This window comes from Streptomyces sp. NPDC057271 (assembly GCF_042668715.1).
GTDB lineage: Bacteria > Actinomycetota > Actinomycetes > Streptomycetales > Streptomycetaceae > Streptomyces.
On record NZ_JBHUYJ010000054.1, the window covers coordinates 1 to 15982 of the forward strand.

Consider the following 15982-nt stretch of genomic DNA (forward strand, 5'->3'; position numbering starts at 1 on the left):
ATGGCGAACGACCGGCAACTGACCGCCACTTCAAGATCACCGACAGAGTCAAGCTAGTGGGCGGGCCTGTTCTCCGGGGCGGCTGCGACGCCTTCGCCGTCTCGGGGGGAGGCGACCTGGCGGTACAGCTCGACGGCCTCCGTTTGGCGGCCGAGGCGTTCGAGGCAGTCGGCCTCGTCGTGGCGGCTGGAGAGGGTGTCGGGGTGGTCGTCGCCGAGCGCACGTGCGCGTGCCCGGGCGACGTGTCGGTACACCGCGAGGGCGTCCTCCCAGCGGGCGAGCCAGCCGAGGCCCACGGCGATCTCGCGCCGGCTGACGAGCGTGTCCGGGTGGTCCTCGCCGAGAACGCGCTCGCGGATCGACCACACGTCGCGGGCCTCCTCCACGGCCTCCTCCCACCGGGAGAGACGCCCGAGGTTGACGCCGAGGCCGTGGCGGGCGCGCAGCGTCTCGGGGTCGTCGGGGCCGAGGGCCCGCGTGCGGGCGTCGACAAGGTCGCGGTAGACGCCCAGCGCCTCGCCGCTCCGGCCGAGCCGGCCCAGACAGATACCCACCTCGTAGTGGGCGGCGAGCGTGTCGGGGTGGTCCGGCCCGAGCACGGTGCCCCGTGCCGCGGCGACCTCGCGGTAGGCGGTGAGCGCCTCCGCCCAGCGTCCCAGCCGACCGAGGTCGTAAGCCACTTCGTACCGGGTCACCAGCGTGTCGGGATGCTCGTCACCGAGCAGCCGGGCACGCGCCACGGCCACCTCCGCGGCCATCCGGTACGACTCCTCGAGCCGCCCCAGCCGACCCAGGTTGAACGCCAGGTTGTGGCGGCAGCGCAGGGTGTCGGGGTGCTCCGGGCCCATGGTGCGTTCACGCGAGGCGAGCACCCCCGCGTAGACCTCGTGCGCCTCGACGTGGCGTCCGAGGCGGCCCAGGACGTACGCCGTCTCCTGGCGCGCGGCCAGGGTGTCGGGGTGGTCCGCGCCGAGGACGCGCTCGCGCGCCTCGGCCACCCGGCCGAACTCGCGCAGGGCGTCGGCCGGCCGGGCGAGCCTGCTGAGCGTGAACCCGAGTTCGTACCCGCTGGTGAGCGTGTCGGGGTGGTCGGGTCCGAGGACGCGGCGACGGTCCTCGACGACGGACCGGTGCACGCCCTCCGCCTCGTGCCAGCGGCCGAGCCGGCCGAGGCTGAGCCCCGCCTTGTGCCGACTGGCGAGCACGGCGAGGAGTTCCGGCGGTGGAGCGGGCCGTTCGGCGGTCCGCTCGGGCGGCACCGGCGACGCGGTCGTCCACTCCCCCGTGAGGTCTGCGGCCGGGTCGAACGCCATGGTCCGCAGCGCGAGGGAGCCGGCGGTGACGCGGTGCCCGGTGGTCATTCCCCTGGCCCAGGCGGGAAGCGGGCCCGGTGCCGGCTCGGGCGCCCCGACGGGCGTCGGCGCGAACCGCACAACCGGGCCCGGGCCCGTACGGGCGGTGACGATCCTGCGGCGCAGGTCGCTCGCGTCCATGGGCCGCCCGTCCGGCGTCTTCGCGAGCAGATCGAGGACGATCCGGTCCAGGTAGTCGGGCAGCTCCGCGCGGTGCGTCCGCAGCGGTTCGGGCGGGGTGTCCCGATGGCCGACGAGGACGGCCCAGGAGTCCTCCAGGTCGAAGGGCGGGGCACCGGTGGCGATCTCGTACAGCACGCACCCGAGCGAGTACAGGTCGCTGCGGTGGTCCATCTCGCCGCCGCTGATCTGCTCCGGCGACATGTAGTGCGGCGTGCCCATGGCGATGCCCGTGCCGGTGAGCCTGGAGGTGAAGCCGATGTCGGCGCCCAGGCGCGCTATCCCGAAGTCGCAGATCTTCACGGCCCCGTCGCCGAGCCGCATGATGTTGGCGGGCTTGAGATCGCGGTGGACAATGCCCTGGCGGTGGGTGTAGGCGAGGGCGTCGGCGACCTGTTCCGCGATGTCCACGACGTCGTGGACCGGCAGCGGGTGCTGCTTGTTCTCCTCCAGGAGCTGGCTGAGGTTGTGTCCCTCCAGCAGCTCCATGACGAGGAAGAGCACCCCGTCGTACTCACCGAAGTCGTGGACGACGGTGACACCGCGGTGCTGGAGGGAGGCCGCGACCCGGGCCTCTCGCCGGAACCGTTCGCGCAGCACCCTCATGAAGGCGGGATCCCGCTGCGGTCCCAGCGGCTTGAGGCACTTGACCGCGACCCCGCGGCCGAGCGACTCGTCGGTGGCACGCCACACCTCACCCATACCGCCCCGCCCGATCACGTCGTGCAGCCGGTACCGGCCCTGGATCAGCCTGGTGTCCGCCATCGCGTGCTGTCGCCCCCGTTGATGTTCCGCGCCCTCCCCGGCGGGTCCAGTATGGCCGCCTTGTGCCTGAGTGTGTACGGCGCGGGGCGCGCTTCGGGGCCCAGCCGGGCCATCGCCTTCAAGATGTGACCTGGCGGCAGCCGCCGGCGGAGCCCGGCCGGCACGGAGCGCAGCAGACTGGCCGCGGCAGTGAGCCGGTACGTGACGGTGCCGGCCGGCGGCGCGACCCTGCCGTAGAGCTCGTGGGCGTAGTGGGGCAGGGAGTCGTACGCGAGTGATGCCACGCGCCGCCAGATGATCTCGCGCGCCGGTACGAGGGCGGGTATGGCGGGTGGACGGCGCAGGAAGGCGTCGACCGTGCGGGCGTCCTCGCCCGCGGCGAGCCGTGGCCGGACGTCGTCGTTCTTCTCAGCCCCGGACCTCGGGGTCGTCCGTCCAGGTCACGGAGTCGATCAGCCACTCGCCGGCGGCCCGCTTCACCTGGGTGTGCTTGCGTCCCCACGCCGAGAAGGGGACACCGCCGCGGATGCCGTGCTTGTAGTAGAGCGAGGTCCGCAGGGCGCGATCGCCGGCGACGACGGTGGAGAACTGGACCTCGAACTCCTCGAAGTCGGTCAACTCCGTTCCGTTCAGATATTCCTGACGAGGCACCAGAAACTCATCGACATCCATCCGGGTGACCTTCCCGTCCGCCGCCACGTACGCGATCACGGCTTCCGGCGCGAGCACCGCACGGGCCGCGTCCAGGCTGACCGGCTCTCCGCAGCGGCGGGTGAAGGCGGAGAGGAAGACGGTGAGCGCCGTGTCGACGGCACGCTCGTCCGTGGATCGCTCCGGGGTCCTGCGCCACTCGCGGGCGAGGGCGGCGAACACCGAGTCGCTGCACCATTCGTTCTTGAGGAAGCTGGCGTCGCGGAGGACGGACTCGTGCCGCATGCCGATACGGCGCATGAGCGCGGCGGCGACGGCCTCGGTGGGGATACCGGTGCCGTGCACGTCCGGGTGGAAGGCGAACCCCACCTGCCCGGTGTCCGGCTCGTCGGGCTCACGGCGGAGCAGCACCTCGCCCACGACCCGGCCGGACTCGTCCTCCACGGCCAGGTCGAACCAGTCACCGGGCTCGGCGAGCGACTCCCCCGCGATGACACGCTCGACGACCTCGGCGGTCACCTCCCGCGTGTGCGGCTCGTGCGGCAGATAGAGCGCCACCTCGGGCAGCGAGCGGTGGGCGTGGATGGCCTCGATGTCGTCCATGCGCACGGGCCGCAGACTGAGCCGCTTCGTCCGCACCGGGTACGGCGGGTGGACGGGCGCACCTCCGGCGGTCGGGTCGGCGGGGTCGGCCGGCTGGGGAAGGTCGGGTACGTCCGTCATGGGAGGCTCCGTTCACGCGGTGAACCGCACAGTCTGCCGTGCACCGTTCGGGCCGCCCTACGGCGGGTCGCCGAGGCTTCGGGGGGCGCGGCCCCGCCCCGGGCCACTCCTTCGGCGGCACCGCAGGGCGGCCCTCGGCGAGCGCGGGCCCGCCGCGACTCCCATGCTGGTCCGGGGGAGATCCGGAGCGCTTCGAGGACCCCGACCGCTTCGACCCGGACCGCGAGGACATCCGGCATCTCGGCCTGGGCAGCGGCATCCACTCCTGCTTCGGTGCGCCGCTGGCCCGGCTGGAGGCCCAGATCGCGCTCTCCACGCCGGCCCGCCGTCTCGACCACCCGCGGCTCCTGATGGACCCGCCGCCGTACCGTCACAACGCGGTACCGCGCGGCCCGCGCCATCTGCGCATCGGCGTGGACAGGGTACGTCCCTGGAGCGTCGTCAGGCGGTGGCGTGGACCATGCGCGTGAGGATGGTCCGGCCGCGGTCCGCGAGGCCCGGTTCCCGCTGTGCGATGCCCGCGTCGAGGTAGGAGACGCCCAGACGTGCGGTGAAGAGGGGCAGGGCACGCCGCTCGGTGTCGGAGAGCCCGCGCCCGTATCCGCCGAGGAACGCCGGCGCGAGCTCCGGGCGTGGCGGCCAGGCCGCGCAGCACAGCCACACGAGGTCCTCGACGGCGATGCCGTGGGCGGACTTCTCGAAGTCGATCAGGCTGTGGGTGCCGCGCCGGGCGTCCCAGAGCCAGTTACGGGTCGAGTAGTCGCCGTGCCGGAAGACGATCGGGAGGTCCTCGGCCAGTCTGGGCAGCTCGTCGCCCACCCGCTGGACGAGGGCGCGCTGGGCGTCGGTGAGGTGGTCGGCGGTGCGCTCCAGACAGGCCGCGGCCTCGTCCGCCTGCCGGGCCACCGCGGCCAGGATGTCCGTACGTTCCCGGCCCGTCCTCGGCACCGGATGATCGTGCCACCGTCGGAGCAGCCGGCCTGCGAGTTCGTGGACGCGGGTCTCCTCGGCGGCCGTCAGCGGGAGGCCCCTGACGACGCGGCCGGTGAGCGGTGAACTCAGGATGGCCCGCAGGCCCGGATCGCAGGCCAGGAGCCGAGGGGCCTCCCCCGTGGCGAGCGAGTGGGCCGCATGGTCGTAGCCGCGCACCTCGCGCGCGAAGTTCTCCGGGCTCGGGCTCAGCTTCACGTACGCCGCCGCCGTGCCGGAGTCCACGCGCCAGACCCTGGAGTCCCCGCGGGACCAGGAGACGTCCAGGACATGGGCGAGCCCGGGCAACCGGTGCGTGACCCATTGCCGCAGATCCGCGGGGAGGGGGGCGTCGAGCGGCACGTACGGGGCTCTTCTCGGTGGGGGACTGCGGCACTCGAAGTACCGGCCTACCCGCCCCACCGCCACCCCTACGCGGTCCGCGCCCACGTTTCATCCGAAAAGCACCCGCGCCCGGGCGCACCGGACCGCGCGGCCGCGATCGGGCTGTTCCCTGGGGCACCCGGCAACGGGGCGACCGCGGTCAGCGGCGACCCCGGTCAGCGGCGGACGCGGGGCATGCCGAGGCCTATCCAGGAGATGATCTCGCGCTGGATCTCGTTGTTGCCGCCGCCGAAGGTGAAGATGACGGCCGAGCGGTAGCCACGTTCGAGTTCGCCGTGGAGGACCGTGCCCGCCGAGCCCTCCTTCAGGGCCCCGGCTGCGCCCACGATCTCCATGAGCCAGGCGTAGGCGTCGCGGCGGGCCTCGGAGCCGTAGACCTTGACGGCGGAGGCGTCCTGGGGGGTGAGGGTGCCCTGCTGGACGGCGTTCACCATCTGCCAGTTGAGGAGCTTCATCGCGTCGAGCCGAGCGTGCGTACGGGCGAGACTCCGACGGACCCAGCCGAGGTCGATGACCCGTCGGCCGTCGGCGAGCTTGGTGCCGGCGGCCCAGCGCTGGACGTCGTGGAGGGCGCGGATCGCCATCGTGCCGTGGGCGGCTAGGGTCACGCGCTCGTGGTTGAGCTGGTTGGTGATGAGCCGCCAGCCCTTGTTCTCCTCGCCGACGCGACGGGTGACGGGCACGCGGATGTTCTCGTAGTAGCTGGCCGTGGTGTCGTGCGAGGCGAGTGTGTTGATGAGGGTGCAGGAGTAGCCGGGGTCGCTCGTCGGTACGAGGAGCATCGTGATGCCCTTGTGGGCGGGCGCGTCGGGGTCGGTGCGCACGGCGAGCCAGACCCAGTCCGCGGTGTCGCCGTTCGTCGTCCAGATCTTCTGCCCGTTGACGATGTACTCGTCACCGTCCCTGACCGCCCGCGTCCTGAGGGCGGCGAGGTCCGTGCCGGCGTCCGGCTCGCTGTAGCCGATGGCGAAGTCGATCTCGCCCGAGAGGATCTTCGGCAGGAAGTACGCCTTCTGCTCGTCCGTCCCGAACTGCATGATCGTCGGACCCACGGTGTTCAGGGCCATCAGCGGCAGCGGGGCACCGGCCTGGGCGGCCTCGTCGAAGAAGATGAACTGTTCCATGGGGCTCAGCCCGCGCCCGCCGTACTCGACGGGCCACCCGACGCCGAGCCAGCCGTCGGTGCCGAGCCTGCGCAAGGTCTCGCGGTAGAACCGCTTCTGCGCGGCGGGGTCGGCATAGCGCGCGTGGACGTCCTCCGGCACGAGCTCGGCGAAGTACCTGCGCAGCTCCTCGCGCAGGCGGTGCTGGGCGGGCGTGTACTCGAGGTGCATGGGGCCTCCCGTGGCGGCGTCCTGGGTACCGTGCGCGCGACGGCGGCCACGGTAGAACGTGTTCCACACATGGGGAAGCCCCACGACCGTCCCGGACGGCGCGGGGGCAAGGCTGGGGTGGGGAAGACCGGGTGCCGCCTCGGCCCGGTGGGGGATGAGGCCGGACCGAGGGCGGCGCGGGATTCTTCTGGGCGTGGGTCAGGGCAAGAGCTCGTCCAGGGAGGCGCGTCCCTTCTCCGCCATGCGGCGCTCCGCCCACGCGATGCTCTTCGGATTCACGTCACGACCTGAGGCGAGGACGAGGTCCTCCGCCGTGTATTCGCCCTCCGACCCGGCATGCAAGAGGCGGTCGGGCGTCGGGCTGTCCCCCGGAGATGTCTTGTCGGACTCAGCGTTCATGCCGCCTCCTAGGAGTTCTTCCGGTACCGGCCATTCTCGTGTCCGGTACCCGGGACCGCATCCGGGCCGGGCCGCCGTGCCGTCGCGCGGGCGCGAGCCCGGTGCGGGTCCGGTACCGGTCGCCGCGTCGGGTGGGTGTCGGCGGCGTGTCGGCGCGGACCTTGAGGGTGTTGCCGAGCACCCCTTGAACGCGCCGACGAACAGGAACGGAACCGTCACCCCGGGCAGCGCGCAGGCACCTGCTCCAGCAGCTTCGCCGCCGCACCCACCCCGTGCTCGCAGTCGTCCAGGAGCAGCAGCAGATCCGGCAGGCGCAGGCGAGCGAGACCACGGCCGCCCGCCCGAGCGCCCGGCGCCGGCCGCCCGGCCGGCGCCTGGAGCGCAGCGGCGCCGGCCCCGTGCGGGTCGTCCTCCCGGATCAGCTCGATCAGCTCACCCGTCCGGACGCCACGCCCGTCGGCACCGTCCGGCGCCATGAGCAGCGCCCTCGGCCTGGCGCCGCCGGGCGGGGCCTCCCGGCCGTCGGGCAGCAGGGCCCGGCAAGGGCCGACGACGCGGTACGGGATGATCACCGGGCGCTTCTCCCCCCTCGGTCACCACTCCGGCACGCGGTGTGTCGCCGCCATGGCGTCGGAGGGGTACGGGTTCGACAATGGTGGGGATGACCGATGACGACCGGCGCACGCACAGTGGCGAGATCGGGCCCACCGAGCGGCTCGCCATGAACCGGACCGGCAGCTTCGACTGGGATCTCGACACGGGCACCATCGACGTCGACGAGGCCGGGCTGCTGGTCTTCGGGCTGGAATCGGGCGGGTTCGACGGCCGCCCGGCCACGCTCGTCCAGCGCCTCGACGAGGAGGAGCGAGTCCGGCTCGGCCAGGTGATCCGCCACGCGATCACCAGCGGGGAAACCTCGTACTCCGCGCACTTCCAGACCGAGGACGAGGACGGTGCACCCCAGTGGACGCACGTGCAGGCGCGGATTCTGCGGACGTCCGACGGCATGGCGCACCGCATCGTGGGGATCGTGCGGGACACCACCACCGAGGTCGCGCACTCCGAATTCGTGCTTGACCTGGAGAAGCGCCGTGAGGTCCAGACGAGCATCGTCGAGCGGACCACGCACGCGCTGTCGCGGGCCGTGACGGTGGACGACGTGACGGCGGCCATGACCGGGCCCGGCGGGCTCGCCCGGCTCGGCGCGGACGGGCTCGCGCTCGGCCTGGTGGAGAACGGCTCGCTCAACCTCATCGCGCTCAGTGGGGAGTCCCTGGACGCGCTGAACGACTTCCGCTCGCGCCGGCTCGACCGGGGACTGCCGCTCGCCGAGACGGTGCTGAGCGGACGGCCGCGGTTCGTACCCTCGTTCCCCACCATCGGGCGTGACTTCCCCGTCCTCGCGCCGTACGTCGAACGGCTGAGGTTCAAGTCGGCCTGCTATCTGCCGCTCGTCGCACAGGCGCGTTCGCTCGGCGGGATGGCACTGTTCTACCGGCGCCGCTCCGCGTTCAACGCGGACGAACGCAATCTGCTGCTGGGGCTCGCCGCGATCGTCGCCCAGTCCCTGCAGCGCGCCATCCTCTTCGACGAGGAGCGGGAGCTGGCGACCGGGCTGCAGGAGACGATGCTGCCGCGTCGCATCCCGGCGATCTCCGGCGGCGAGATCGCGGTCCGCTACCACGCGGCCTGGAGCGGCCGGCAGGTCGGCGGCGACTGGTACGACGTGATCGCGCTGCCCCGGAGCCGGGTCGGGATCGTCGTCGGTGACGTCCAGGGCCACGACACGCACGCGGCCGCGATCATGGGCCAGTTGCGGATCGCGCTGCGGGCGTACGCGGGTGAGGGCCACGCGCCCTCGACCGTACTGGCGCGGGCCTCCCGCTTCCTCGCCGAGCTGGACACCAACCGGTTCGCGACCTGTACCTACGCCCAGGTCGACCTGGGTACCGGGACCGTGCGCGCGGTGCGCGCCGGCCATCTGGGGCCGCTGATCCGGCACACGGACGGCCGGGTCGGGCAGCCGAAGCTCCGGGGCGGGCTGCCGCTGGGCCTGGCGACCGTGTTCGGGGAGGAGGAGTTCCCCGAGACCCGGCTCGACCTCGTGCCGGGCGAGACGCTGGTGCTGTGCACGGACGGTCTCGTCGAACAGCCGGGCTCGGACATCCAGTCCGGGCTTGAGGCGCTGTCGTCGGCGATGAGCAGCGGACCGCCGCAGGCGGAGGCGCTCGCGGACCATCTGTCGGAGCAGCTGTGGGAGCGGTGGGGCGCGGGTGACGACGTGGCACTGCTGGTGCTGCGACGCAGCCCGGACCCCGGCACGCCTCGGGCGCCGCGCATCCACCAGTACATCCACCAGGCGGATCCGCAGGGCCTCTCGGACGCGCGGGCGGCGGTGGGCCAGGCGCTGCGGGACTGGAACATGGCCGAACTGGCCGACGACGCTGAGCTGTTGACGGGTGAACTGCTCGTCAACGTGCTGCTGCACACCGAGGGCGGCGCGGTGCTCACGCTGGAGGTGCTGCCGGAACCGGTCCGTCGGGTACGGCTGTCGGTGCAGGACCGGTCGAGTGCCTGGCCCCGCAGACGGACGCCGGGCGAGGCGGCGACCTCGGGGCGCGGACTGATGCTGCTCGACGCGCTCGCCTCGCGGTGGGGCGTGGAGCCGCGCGGCGAGGGCAAGGCGGTGTGGTGCGAGATCGGCCCGGTGCACGCGCAGGTCGCGCCCGCGCCGTCCGCCCGAGGATGAGTGAGGAGCGGTGATGGACCCCGTGGCGGCGCTGGACCGGATCGCCTTCCTCCTGGAACGCTCGCAGGCGCCGACGTACCGCGTACGGGCGTTCCGTACCGCGTCCGCCGCCGTCGCGGCCATGGGGGGCGACGAGGCACGACAGCGCGCGGCGGCCGGGACGCTGGAGTCGGTCAAGGGCATCGGACCCAAGACGGCGGCGGTGGTCCGGGAGGCGCTGGACGGACGGATTCCGGAGTATCTGGAGCGGCTGGAGGCCGAGATCCCCGTGCCGGAGGCCGTCGGCGGCGAGACCCTCAGGGCCGCGCTGCGGGGCGACTGCCATCTGCACTCGGAGTGGTCCGACGGGGGCAGCCCGATCGAGGACATGGGCCGTACGGCGGCGCGGATCGGGCACGAGTGGGCGGTCCTGACGGACCACTCTCCCAGCCTGAAGGTGGCCCGCGGTCTCTCCCCCGAGCGGCTGCGCGAGCAACTGGACGTGGTGGAGCGGCTGAACGAGGAGTGGGCACCGTTCCGGCTGCTGACCGGGATCGAGTGCGACATCCTGGAGGACGGTTCGCTGGACCAGGAGCCGGAGCTGCTCGACCGGCTGGACGTGGTGGTCGGCTCGGTGCACTCCAAGCTGCGGATGGACGCGCCGGCGATGACGCGGCGGATGGAGAAGGCGGTACGCAATCCGCTGATGGACGTCCTCGGGCACTGCACCGGGCGGTTGGTCAGCGGGGGGCGGCTGCGGCCCGAGTCGGTCTTCGACGCGGAGCGGGTCTTCGCGGCCTGTGTCGAGTCGGGGACCGCGGTGGAGATCAACAGCCGCCCGGAGCGGCTCGATCCCCCGCGCCGGCTGCTGCGGCAGGCGGTGGCGGCGGGCGTCCGGTTCGCGGTGGACACGGACGCGCACGCGCCGGGTCAGCTGGAGTGGCAGATCTTCGGGTGCGCGCGGGCGGAGGAGTGCGGGGTGCCGACGGAGCGCGTGATCAACACCTGGTCCACGGAAGAGCTGTTGGCGTGGACGCGGGACCGGTAGGGACCGGTCCCGCGCGGCATCGGGAGCCGGTCAGGCCCGCTGCCAGACCGTGGTCGCGTTGCAGAACTCGCGGATGCCGTGGCCGGAGAGCTCGCGGCCGTAGCCGGAGAGCTTCACGCCGCCGAACGGGAGCGCCGGGTGGGAGGCCGTCATTCCGTTGACGAAGACGCCGCCCGCCTCCAGGTCTCGTACGAAGAAGGCGATGTCCGCGTCGTTACGGGTCCACACGTTCGAACTGAGCCCGAACGGCGAGTCGTTGGCGACGGCCACGGCCTCTTCGATGTCGCTCACCGGGTAGAGCGTGGCGACCGGGCCGAAGGCCTCCTCCTGGTGGATGCGCATCTCGGGGGTGATGTCGGTCAGCACGGTCGGCCGGTAGAACCAGCCGCGCGGGAACTCCTCGGGACGCGACCCGCCGCAGAGTACCGTGGCACCCTTCCGTACGGCGTCCTCGACGAGTTCCTCCAGGTCGGCGCGGCCCTGCTCGGTGGCGATCGGGCCGACGTCGGTGGACTCGTCGAGGGGGTCTCCGACGGTCAGCGCGGTCATGGCGGCGGTGAAGCGTTCGGCGAAGTCGTCGTAGACGTCGCCGTGGACGATGAAGCGCTTGGCCGCGATGCAGGACTGGCCGTTGTTCTGGACGCGGGCGGTGACGGCGGTCTTGACGGCGCGCGGCACGTCGGCCGAGGGCATCACGATGTACGGGTCGCTTCCGCCCAGTTCCAGGACCGTCTTCTTGACCTCGTCGCCCGCGATGGCGGCGACCGAGCGCCCGGCGGGCTCGCTGCCGGTGAGGGTGGCGGCGACGACCCGGCGGTCGCGCAGGACGGACTCGACCGCGCCGGAGCCGATGAGGAGGGTCTGGAAGCAGCCTTCGGGGAAGCCGGCGCGGCGGAAGAGGTCACCCAGATAGAGGGCGGTCCTGGGCACGTTGGAGGCGTGCTTGAGGAGACCGGTGTTGCCCGCCATGAGGGCGGGCGCGGCGAACCGGATGACCTGCCAGAGGGGGAAGTTCCAGGGCATCACCGCGAGCACCGTACCGAGGGGGCGGTAGTGGACACGGGCGGTGTCGGCGCCCGAGTCCCGGACGTCTCCCGGGGCGGGGTGCTCGTCGGCGAGCAGCGACTCGGCGTGGTCGGCGTACCAGCGCATGGCCTTGGCGCACTTGGCGGCCTCGGCGCGCGCGGCCGTGATCGTCTTGCCCATCTCGGTGGTCATCGTGCGGGCGACGTCCTCGGCGTCCTCGTCGAGGAGATCGGCGGCACGGCGCATGAGGCGGGCGCGCTCGGCGAAGGAGGTGGTGCGGTACTGCCGGAAGGTCTCGTGCGCGGCGTCGATCCGCCGCTCGACCTCGTCGTGCCCGTGCGCGTCGTACGTACGCAGTGTCTCGCCCGTGGCGGGATTCACGGTGGCGATGGCCATGTGTCTCCTCCTGCCCGTCCGTCCCAACAGGAACCCTCCCGCGCCGGGCCGTCGATCGCAATCGGGGAGGGGGCACGGGGGTGACCGTCCGGGGGCGGCGGTGGATGCGGCCGGCCGCGCCGTCCCCGGACGGCCACGGGGTCCCGTGAGGGTGGTGCGGGTCGTCCCGTACGGCCGGGGCCTCAGGCAGCGGCGCGCCCGCCGGGCACCCGGTCGCGCCCGTCGGACACCCTTCGCCATCCACGCGCAGGTCCACCGCGTCCTCGAGGACCACGGGCTGCTCACGGTCGGCCGTTCCGTCGCCGAGGGCCGTCTGGTGGTCCGTCACCATGGAACGCTCGTGCCAGGCCCAGCTGTTGGCGATGGCCGCGGGTCCGCCGCAGCCGATCGACCGCGAGACGGCGCTGATCGCCCGGGGTCGGGCCGGGAGCGGCCGGCCGGCTGGTTCCAGGCCCGCCCGCTGCGCGACCGGATCACCGCGTCGGACCCGGGCCTCTTCGCCTGACCTGCGCCTGGACCGCGGACCCCGGCCCTACTCCTCGACGCCGATCTCCCGTGTCGACGCCTCCAGCAGCGGGGCCAGGAAGTCCCGCTCCAGGCTCCCCGGCGGCAGCTCCTCCGGCTCGACGTAGCTCTGCGCGAGTCCGCCCTCGCGCAGGGCGATCACCATCCGGGCGAACCGGTCCGCGTCCACGGTCAGTTCTCGTCCCGCCCTGCGCAGTACGGTCGTCAGGCCCCGGGCGATCTCGGCCCGCAGCCGGGCGTCGTGCCGGGCGAGCACCCAGGCCGCCTGCCGGTCCCGGATGGCGTGCAGGGTGAACTCGGTGGTGACGAGGTACCAGTCGCGCTCGTCCGGCTCGATACGGGAGGCGAGTTCGGCGAGCCGCTCCAGGGTGTAGTCCTCGTCGGCGAGGTCGTCGACGGCCTCCGCGAGCCGTCGCAGGGTCCGTTCGCTGTGCTCGTCGAAGAGGGCGAGGAAGAGCTCTTCCTTGCTGGCGAAGTTCGAGTAGTACGCGCCCCGGGTGTAGCCGGCCCGCTCACAGACCTGCTCGATCGTGGTGGCGTGGAAGCCGTGCTCGGCGAAGGTCTCCAGAGCTGCCTTCAGCAGGGCCGCCCGTGTCCGGGGGCGGCGTTTGGTGACACCTTTCGGCACGGGGTGAGCTCCTTCGGTCGCACTGGAGGCGCCCACGATACCGGCGGCTCTCGCAGGCACGGATCAGCCCCGGAAGATAAAATTCACGCATGGGAGAGCGGCCCGTCGCGCCCGCCGCACCCGAGCTCGTCCTCGAGATCGCAGGGGACGCGACCGTGATGAGTCCGAGCCGGGTCTACCGCATCGGGCGCGACCCCACCAGTGACATCGTCCTCGACGACGACCGAACGTCCTGGCACCACGCGGTCCTGCGGGCCGTCGGCGACCACTGGACGCTCGCGGACGAGGGCAGTACGAACGGCACGTTCGCGGACAGCCACCGCATCGCCGTGCGCGAGGTCGGTCCGGGAACGGTCATACGGTTCGGGCATCCCGGAGACGGCCCACGTGCCGTCCTCTCCGGGAGGGCCGGGCCGGCGGCCCCACCCGAGCCCGAGAAACCGGCGCCGGCGCCGGTACGTGCCACACCCGAGCCGGAGGATTCGGGACCGGCGCCCGTACGTGCCACACCCGAGCCGGAGGATTCGGGACCGGCGCCCGTACGTGTCGAGCCTGCGGCTCCCGCGCCGCCTGATCCCCAGCCCGAGGCACCCGCCGCGGCAGCCCCCTCGGCGGAGCCCGTCTCGGCGGAGGCCCCGTCGGCCGGATCGCCCGAGGCCCCGGCTCGGGAGCCCGGCCCCGCGACGCCGGCGCCGCCACCCGTACCGGGTCCGGAGACGCCCCCCTCACCCCCTCCCGTACCGGCCCCGGAGCCCCCGCCCCCCGCGCCGCCGCGGACTCCGCCCCGACCGTCCTCCGTCTCGCATCCGGCCGCGACCGGCACCTTCCGGCAGCCCACGTCCGTAAGGCCACTGCCGACGCGCACCGTGCGGATCGGGCGAGCCCCCGACAACGATCTCGTCGTCGACGACCTGGTCGTCTCCCGGCACCACGCCGAACTGAAGGCGCGCGGCGACGGCACGTTCTGGATCCAGGACCTCGGGAGTCACAACGGCACCTTCCTCAACGGCCGTCCCGTCGCCGAGGCCCGCGTCACCCCGGACGACATCGTCGGCATCGGGCACTCCGCGTTCTGCCTCATCGGTGGTCAGCTGGTCGAGTTCACCGACACCGGCGAGGTCTCCCTCGACGTGCAGGATCTGGCCGTCACGGTCGACCAGGGCCGCAAGACACTCCTGGAGGACGTGTCGTTCCCCGTCGGGGAGAAGTGCCTGCTCGCGGTGGTCGGGCCGTCCGGGGCGGGCAAATCGACGCTGCTCGGGGCCCTGACCGGCCAGCGCCCGGCCGACCACGGCACGGTTCTCTACGACGGCCGGGACCTCTACCGGGACTACGCGGAGCTGCGCCAGCGCATCGGTCTCGTACCGCAGGACGACATCCTCCACCTCCAGCTCACCGTGAAACGGGCCCTGACCTACGCCTCCGAGCTGCGTTTCCCCGAGGACACGGCCGCCGGCGAGCGCCGGGCCCGGGTCGACGAGGTGATCGGCGAACTCGGCCTCGTCGAGCGGGCGGATCAGCCCATCCACAGCCTCTCGGGCGGGCAGCGCAAGAGGGTCAGCGTCGCGCTCGAACTGCTCACCAAGCCGTCGTTGCTCTTCCTGGACGAACCGACCTCGGGACTCGACCCGGGCATGGACCGCTCGGTGATGCACATGCTGCGCGGGCTCGCGGACGACGGCCGTACGGTCATCGTCGTCACGCACAGTGTGCTGAGCCTGGACGTCTGCGACCGGCTGCTCGTACTCGCGCCAGGCGGCCGTGTGGCGTACTACGGGCCTCCGGACGAGTCGCTGGCCTTCTTCGGCTTCGCCCAGTGGCCGGAGGCGTTCGAGGCCTTCGAGTCCGACCGCGGCCGCGACTGGGCCGAGCAGTACCGCTCGTCGCGCCACCATCGCCGGTACATCTCCGATGCGATGCAGCGGCCGGGGCTGCCGCACGAGGAGGGCGCGCCGGAGCCCGGTCCGCCGCAGAAGGCGCAGAGCTGGGGTTCCCAGCTCCGCACCCTCGTCCGGCGCTACGCCGCGGCCCTCGCCGCGGACCGGACCTTCATCGCCATCATGATCGCGCTGCCTTTCGTGATGGGCGCGATGGCCCGGGCTCTGTCGGAGGGCAGTCTCAACCCCGAGTCGACGCTGAACGTGCTGCTGATCCTGTGCGTCGGCGGCGTGCTCACGGGGGCGGCGAACGCGGTGCGGGAGCTGGTGAAGGAACGCACGATCTACCGACGGGAGAGAGCCGTCGGCCTGAGCCGTTCCGCGTACCTCATGTCGAAGGTCGTCGTGCTGGGTCTGATCACGGTCGTCCAGGCGGTGGTCCTCACACTGGTCGCGCTGATCGGGGTGCCGCTGAACGTCCCGGACGGCAAGGGCGTGCTGATGCCGCCCCTCGTGGAGATCACGCTGGCGGTCGCGCTGCTGTCGTTCACGGCGATGATGCTCGGGCTGTTCGTCTCCGCCCTCGTGCGCAAGGAGGAGGTGACGATGCCGCTGCTCGTCCTCCTCGCCATCGTGCAGGTGGTGTTCTGCGGGGCGCTGCTGACCGTCACGGGGACGCCGGTCCTCGAACAGCTGGCGTGGCTGGTGCCGTCGCGGTGGGCGTTCGCGGCGATGGGGGCGACCATCGACATCGGGAAGGTCGCACCGAGCGACAAGACGGCGGATCCGCTCATGGAGCACACGGCGAGCGCCTGGCTCTTCGACATGGGGATGCTGGTCGTGCTCTGTGTCGTCCTCGGGTTCGTCGTGGCGCGGCTGTTGCGGCGCCAGGAGCCGGTGATCATGCGGAAGTAGCCGATGTCCTCCGACCCGACATCCAGGATTCGGGATCCACGATCCTGGAACAGACATCCAG

At 72.5% G+C, this 15982-nt stretch carries 11 protein-coding genes and 2 pseudogenes; 4 read left to right on the top strand and 9 right to left on the bottom strand.

Annotated features, from left to right (window positions below):
* Positions 1 to 53: 53 nt before the first annotated feature.
* The 3 genes and pseudogenes from ACFUJR_RS23585 to ACFUJR_RS23595 all read right to left on the bottom strand — a co-directional run bounded on the left by ACFUJR_RS23585 (position 54) and on the right by ACFUJR_RS23595 (position 3671).
* Positions 54 to 2297 (bottom strand): tetratricopeptide repeat protein, encoded by a 2244-nt coding sequence (locus ACFUJR_RS23585; protein WP_383169686.1) that lies wholly within the window; start codon positions 2295 to 2297, stop codon positions 54 to 56.
* A pseudogene (locus ACFUJR_RS23590) lies at positions 2279 to 2698 on the bottom strand (DUF2236 domain-containing protein); the annotation flags it as partial. The gene ACFUJR_RS23585 and the pseudogene ACFUJR_RS23590, both read right to left, overlap by 19 nt.
* 7 nt (positions 2699 to 2705) lie before the next feature.
* On the bottom strand, positions 2706 to 3671 hold the full coding sequence (locus tag ACFUJR_RS23595) for a GNAT family N-acetyltransferase (RefSeq protein ID WP_383169684.1): 966 nt from the start codon (positions 3669 to 3671) through the stop codon (positions 2706 to 2708).
* Positions 3672 to 3850: 179 nt separating this feature from the next.
* Between ACFUJR_RS23595 and ACFUJR_RS23600 the strand changes: the two are divergent.
* Positions 3851 to 4141: pseudogene (locus ACFUJR_RS23600) on the top strand (cytochrome P450); the annotation flags it as partial.
* On the opposite strand, the gene ACFUJR_RS23605 reads toward ACFUJR_RS23600, so the two are convergent.
* The 4 genes from ACFUJR_RS23605 to ACFUJR_RS23620 all read right to left on the bottom strand — a co-directional run bounded on the left by ACFUJR_RS23605 (position 4113) and on the right by ACFUJR_RS23620 (position 7350).
* A complete protein-coding gene (locus ACFUJR_RS23605) occupies positions 4113 to 5003 on the bottom strand; it encodes an aminoglycoside phosphotransferase family protein (protein WP_383169682.1) in 891 nt (296 codons plus the stop codon). The pseudogene ACFUJR_RS23600 and the gene ACFUJR_RS23605 overlap by 29 nt on opposite strands.
* Before the next feature lie 197 nt (positions 5004 to 5200).
* Positions 5201 to 6379, bottom strand: coding sequence for an acyl-CoA dehydrogenase family protein (locus ACFUJR_RS23610; protein ID WP_383169680.1), 1179 nt, complete (start codon positions 6377 to 6379; stop codon positions 5201 to 5203).
* A 198-nt stretch (positions 6380 to 6577) separates the two neighbouring features.
* Positions 6578 to 6778 carry a hypothetical protein gene (locus ACFUJR_RS23615; RefSeq protein WP_352191786.1) on the bottom strand — a complete coding sequence of 67 codons (201 nt, stop codon included), beginning with the start codon at positions 6776 to 6778 and terminating at the stop codon, positions 6578 to 6580.
* A 215-nt stretch (positions 6779 to 6993) separates the two neighbouring features.
* Positions 6994 to 7350, bottom strand: a complete 357-nt coding sequence (locus tag ACFUJR_RS23620; RefSeq protein ID WP_383169678.1) for a hypothetical protein — start codon at positions 7348 to 7350, stop codon at positions 6994 to 6996.
* A gap of 89 nt (positions 7351 to 7439) precedes the next feature.
* Here ACFUJR_RS23620 and ACFUJR_RS23625 point away from each other — a divergent pair, with 89 nt between their 5' ends.
* Together ACFUJR_RS23625 and ACFUJR_RS23630 are read left to right on the top strand one after the other, a co-directional pair.
* Positions 7440 to 9527 carry a SpoIIE family protein phosphatase gene (locus tag ACFUJR_RS23625; protein ID WP_383169676.1) on the top strand — a complete coding sequence of 696 codons (2088 nt, stop codon included), beginning with the start codon at positions 7440 to 7442 and terminating at the stop codon, positions 9525 to 9527.
* Between the two features lie 13 nt (positions 9528 to 9540).
* Positions 9541 to 10554 carry a PHP domain-containing protein gene (locus ACFUJR_RS23630; RefSeq protein ID WP_383169673.1) on the top strand — a complete coding sequence of 338 codons (1014 nt, stop codon included), beginning with the start codon at positions 9541 to 9543 and terminating at the stop codon, positions 10552 to 10554.
* A gap of 30 nt (positions 10555 to 10584) precedes the next feature.
* On the opposite strand, the gene ACFUJR_RS23635 is transcribed toward ACFUJR_RS23630, so the two are convergent.
* Entirely contained in the window at positions 10585 to 11976 is a 1392-nt protein-coding gene (locus ACFUJR_RS23635) for an NADP-dependent succinic semialdehyde dehydrogenase (protein WP_383169671.1), read from the bottom strand.
* Positions 11977 to 12508: 532 nt separating this feature from the next.
* Positions 12509 to 13129 (bottom strand): TetR/AcrR family transcriptional regulator, encoded by a 621-nt coding sequence (locus ACFUJR_RS23640; protein ID WP_383169669.1) that lies wholly within the window; start codon positions 13127 to 13129, stop codon positions 12509 to 12511.
* Between the two features lie 89 nt (positions 13130 to 13218).
* Here ACFUJR_RS23640 and ACFUJR_RS23645 point away from each other — a divergent pair, with 89 nt between their 5' ends.
* Positions 13219 to 15921 (top strand): FHA domain-containing protein, encoded by a 2703-nt coding sequence (locus ACFUJR_RS23645; protein WP_383169667.1) that lies wholly within the window; start codon positions 13219 to 13221, stop codon positions 15919 to 15921.
* Positions 15922 to 15982: the final 61 nt, after the last annotated feature.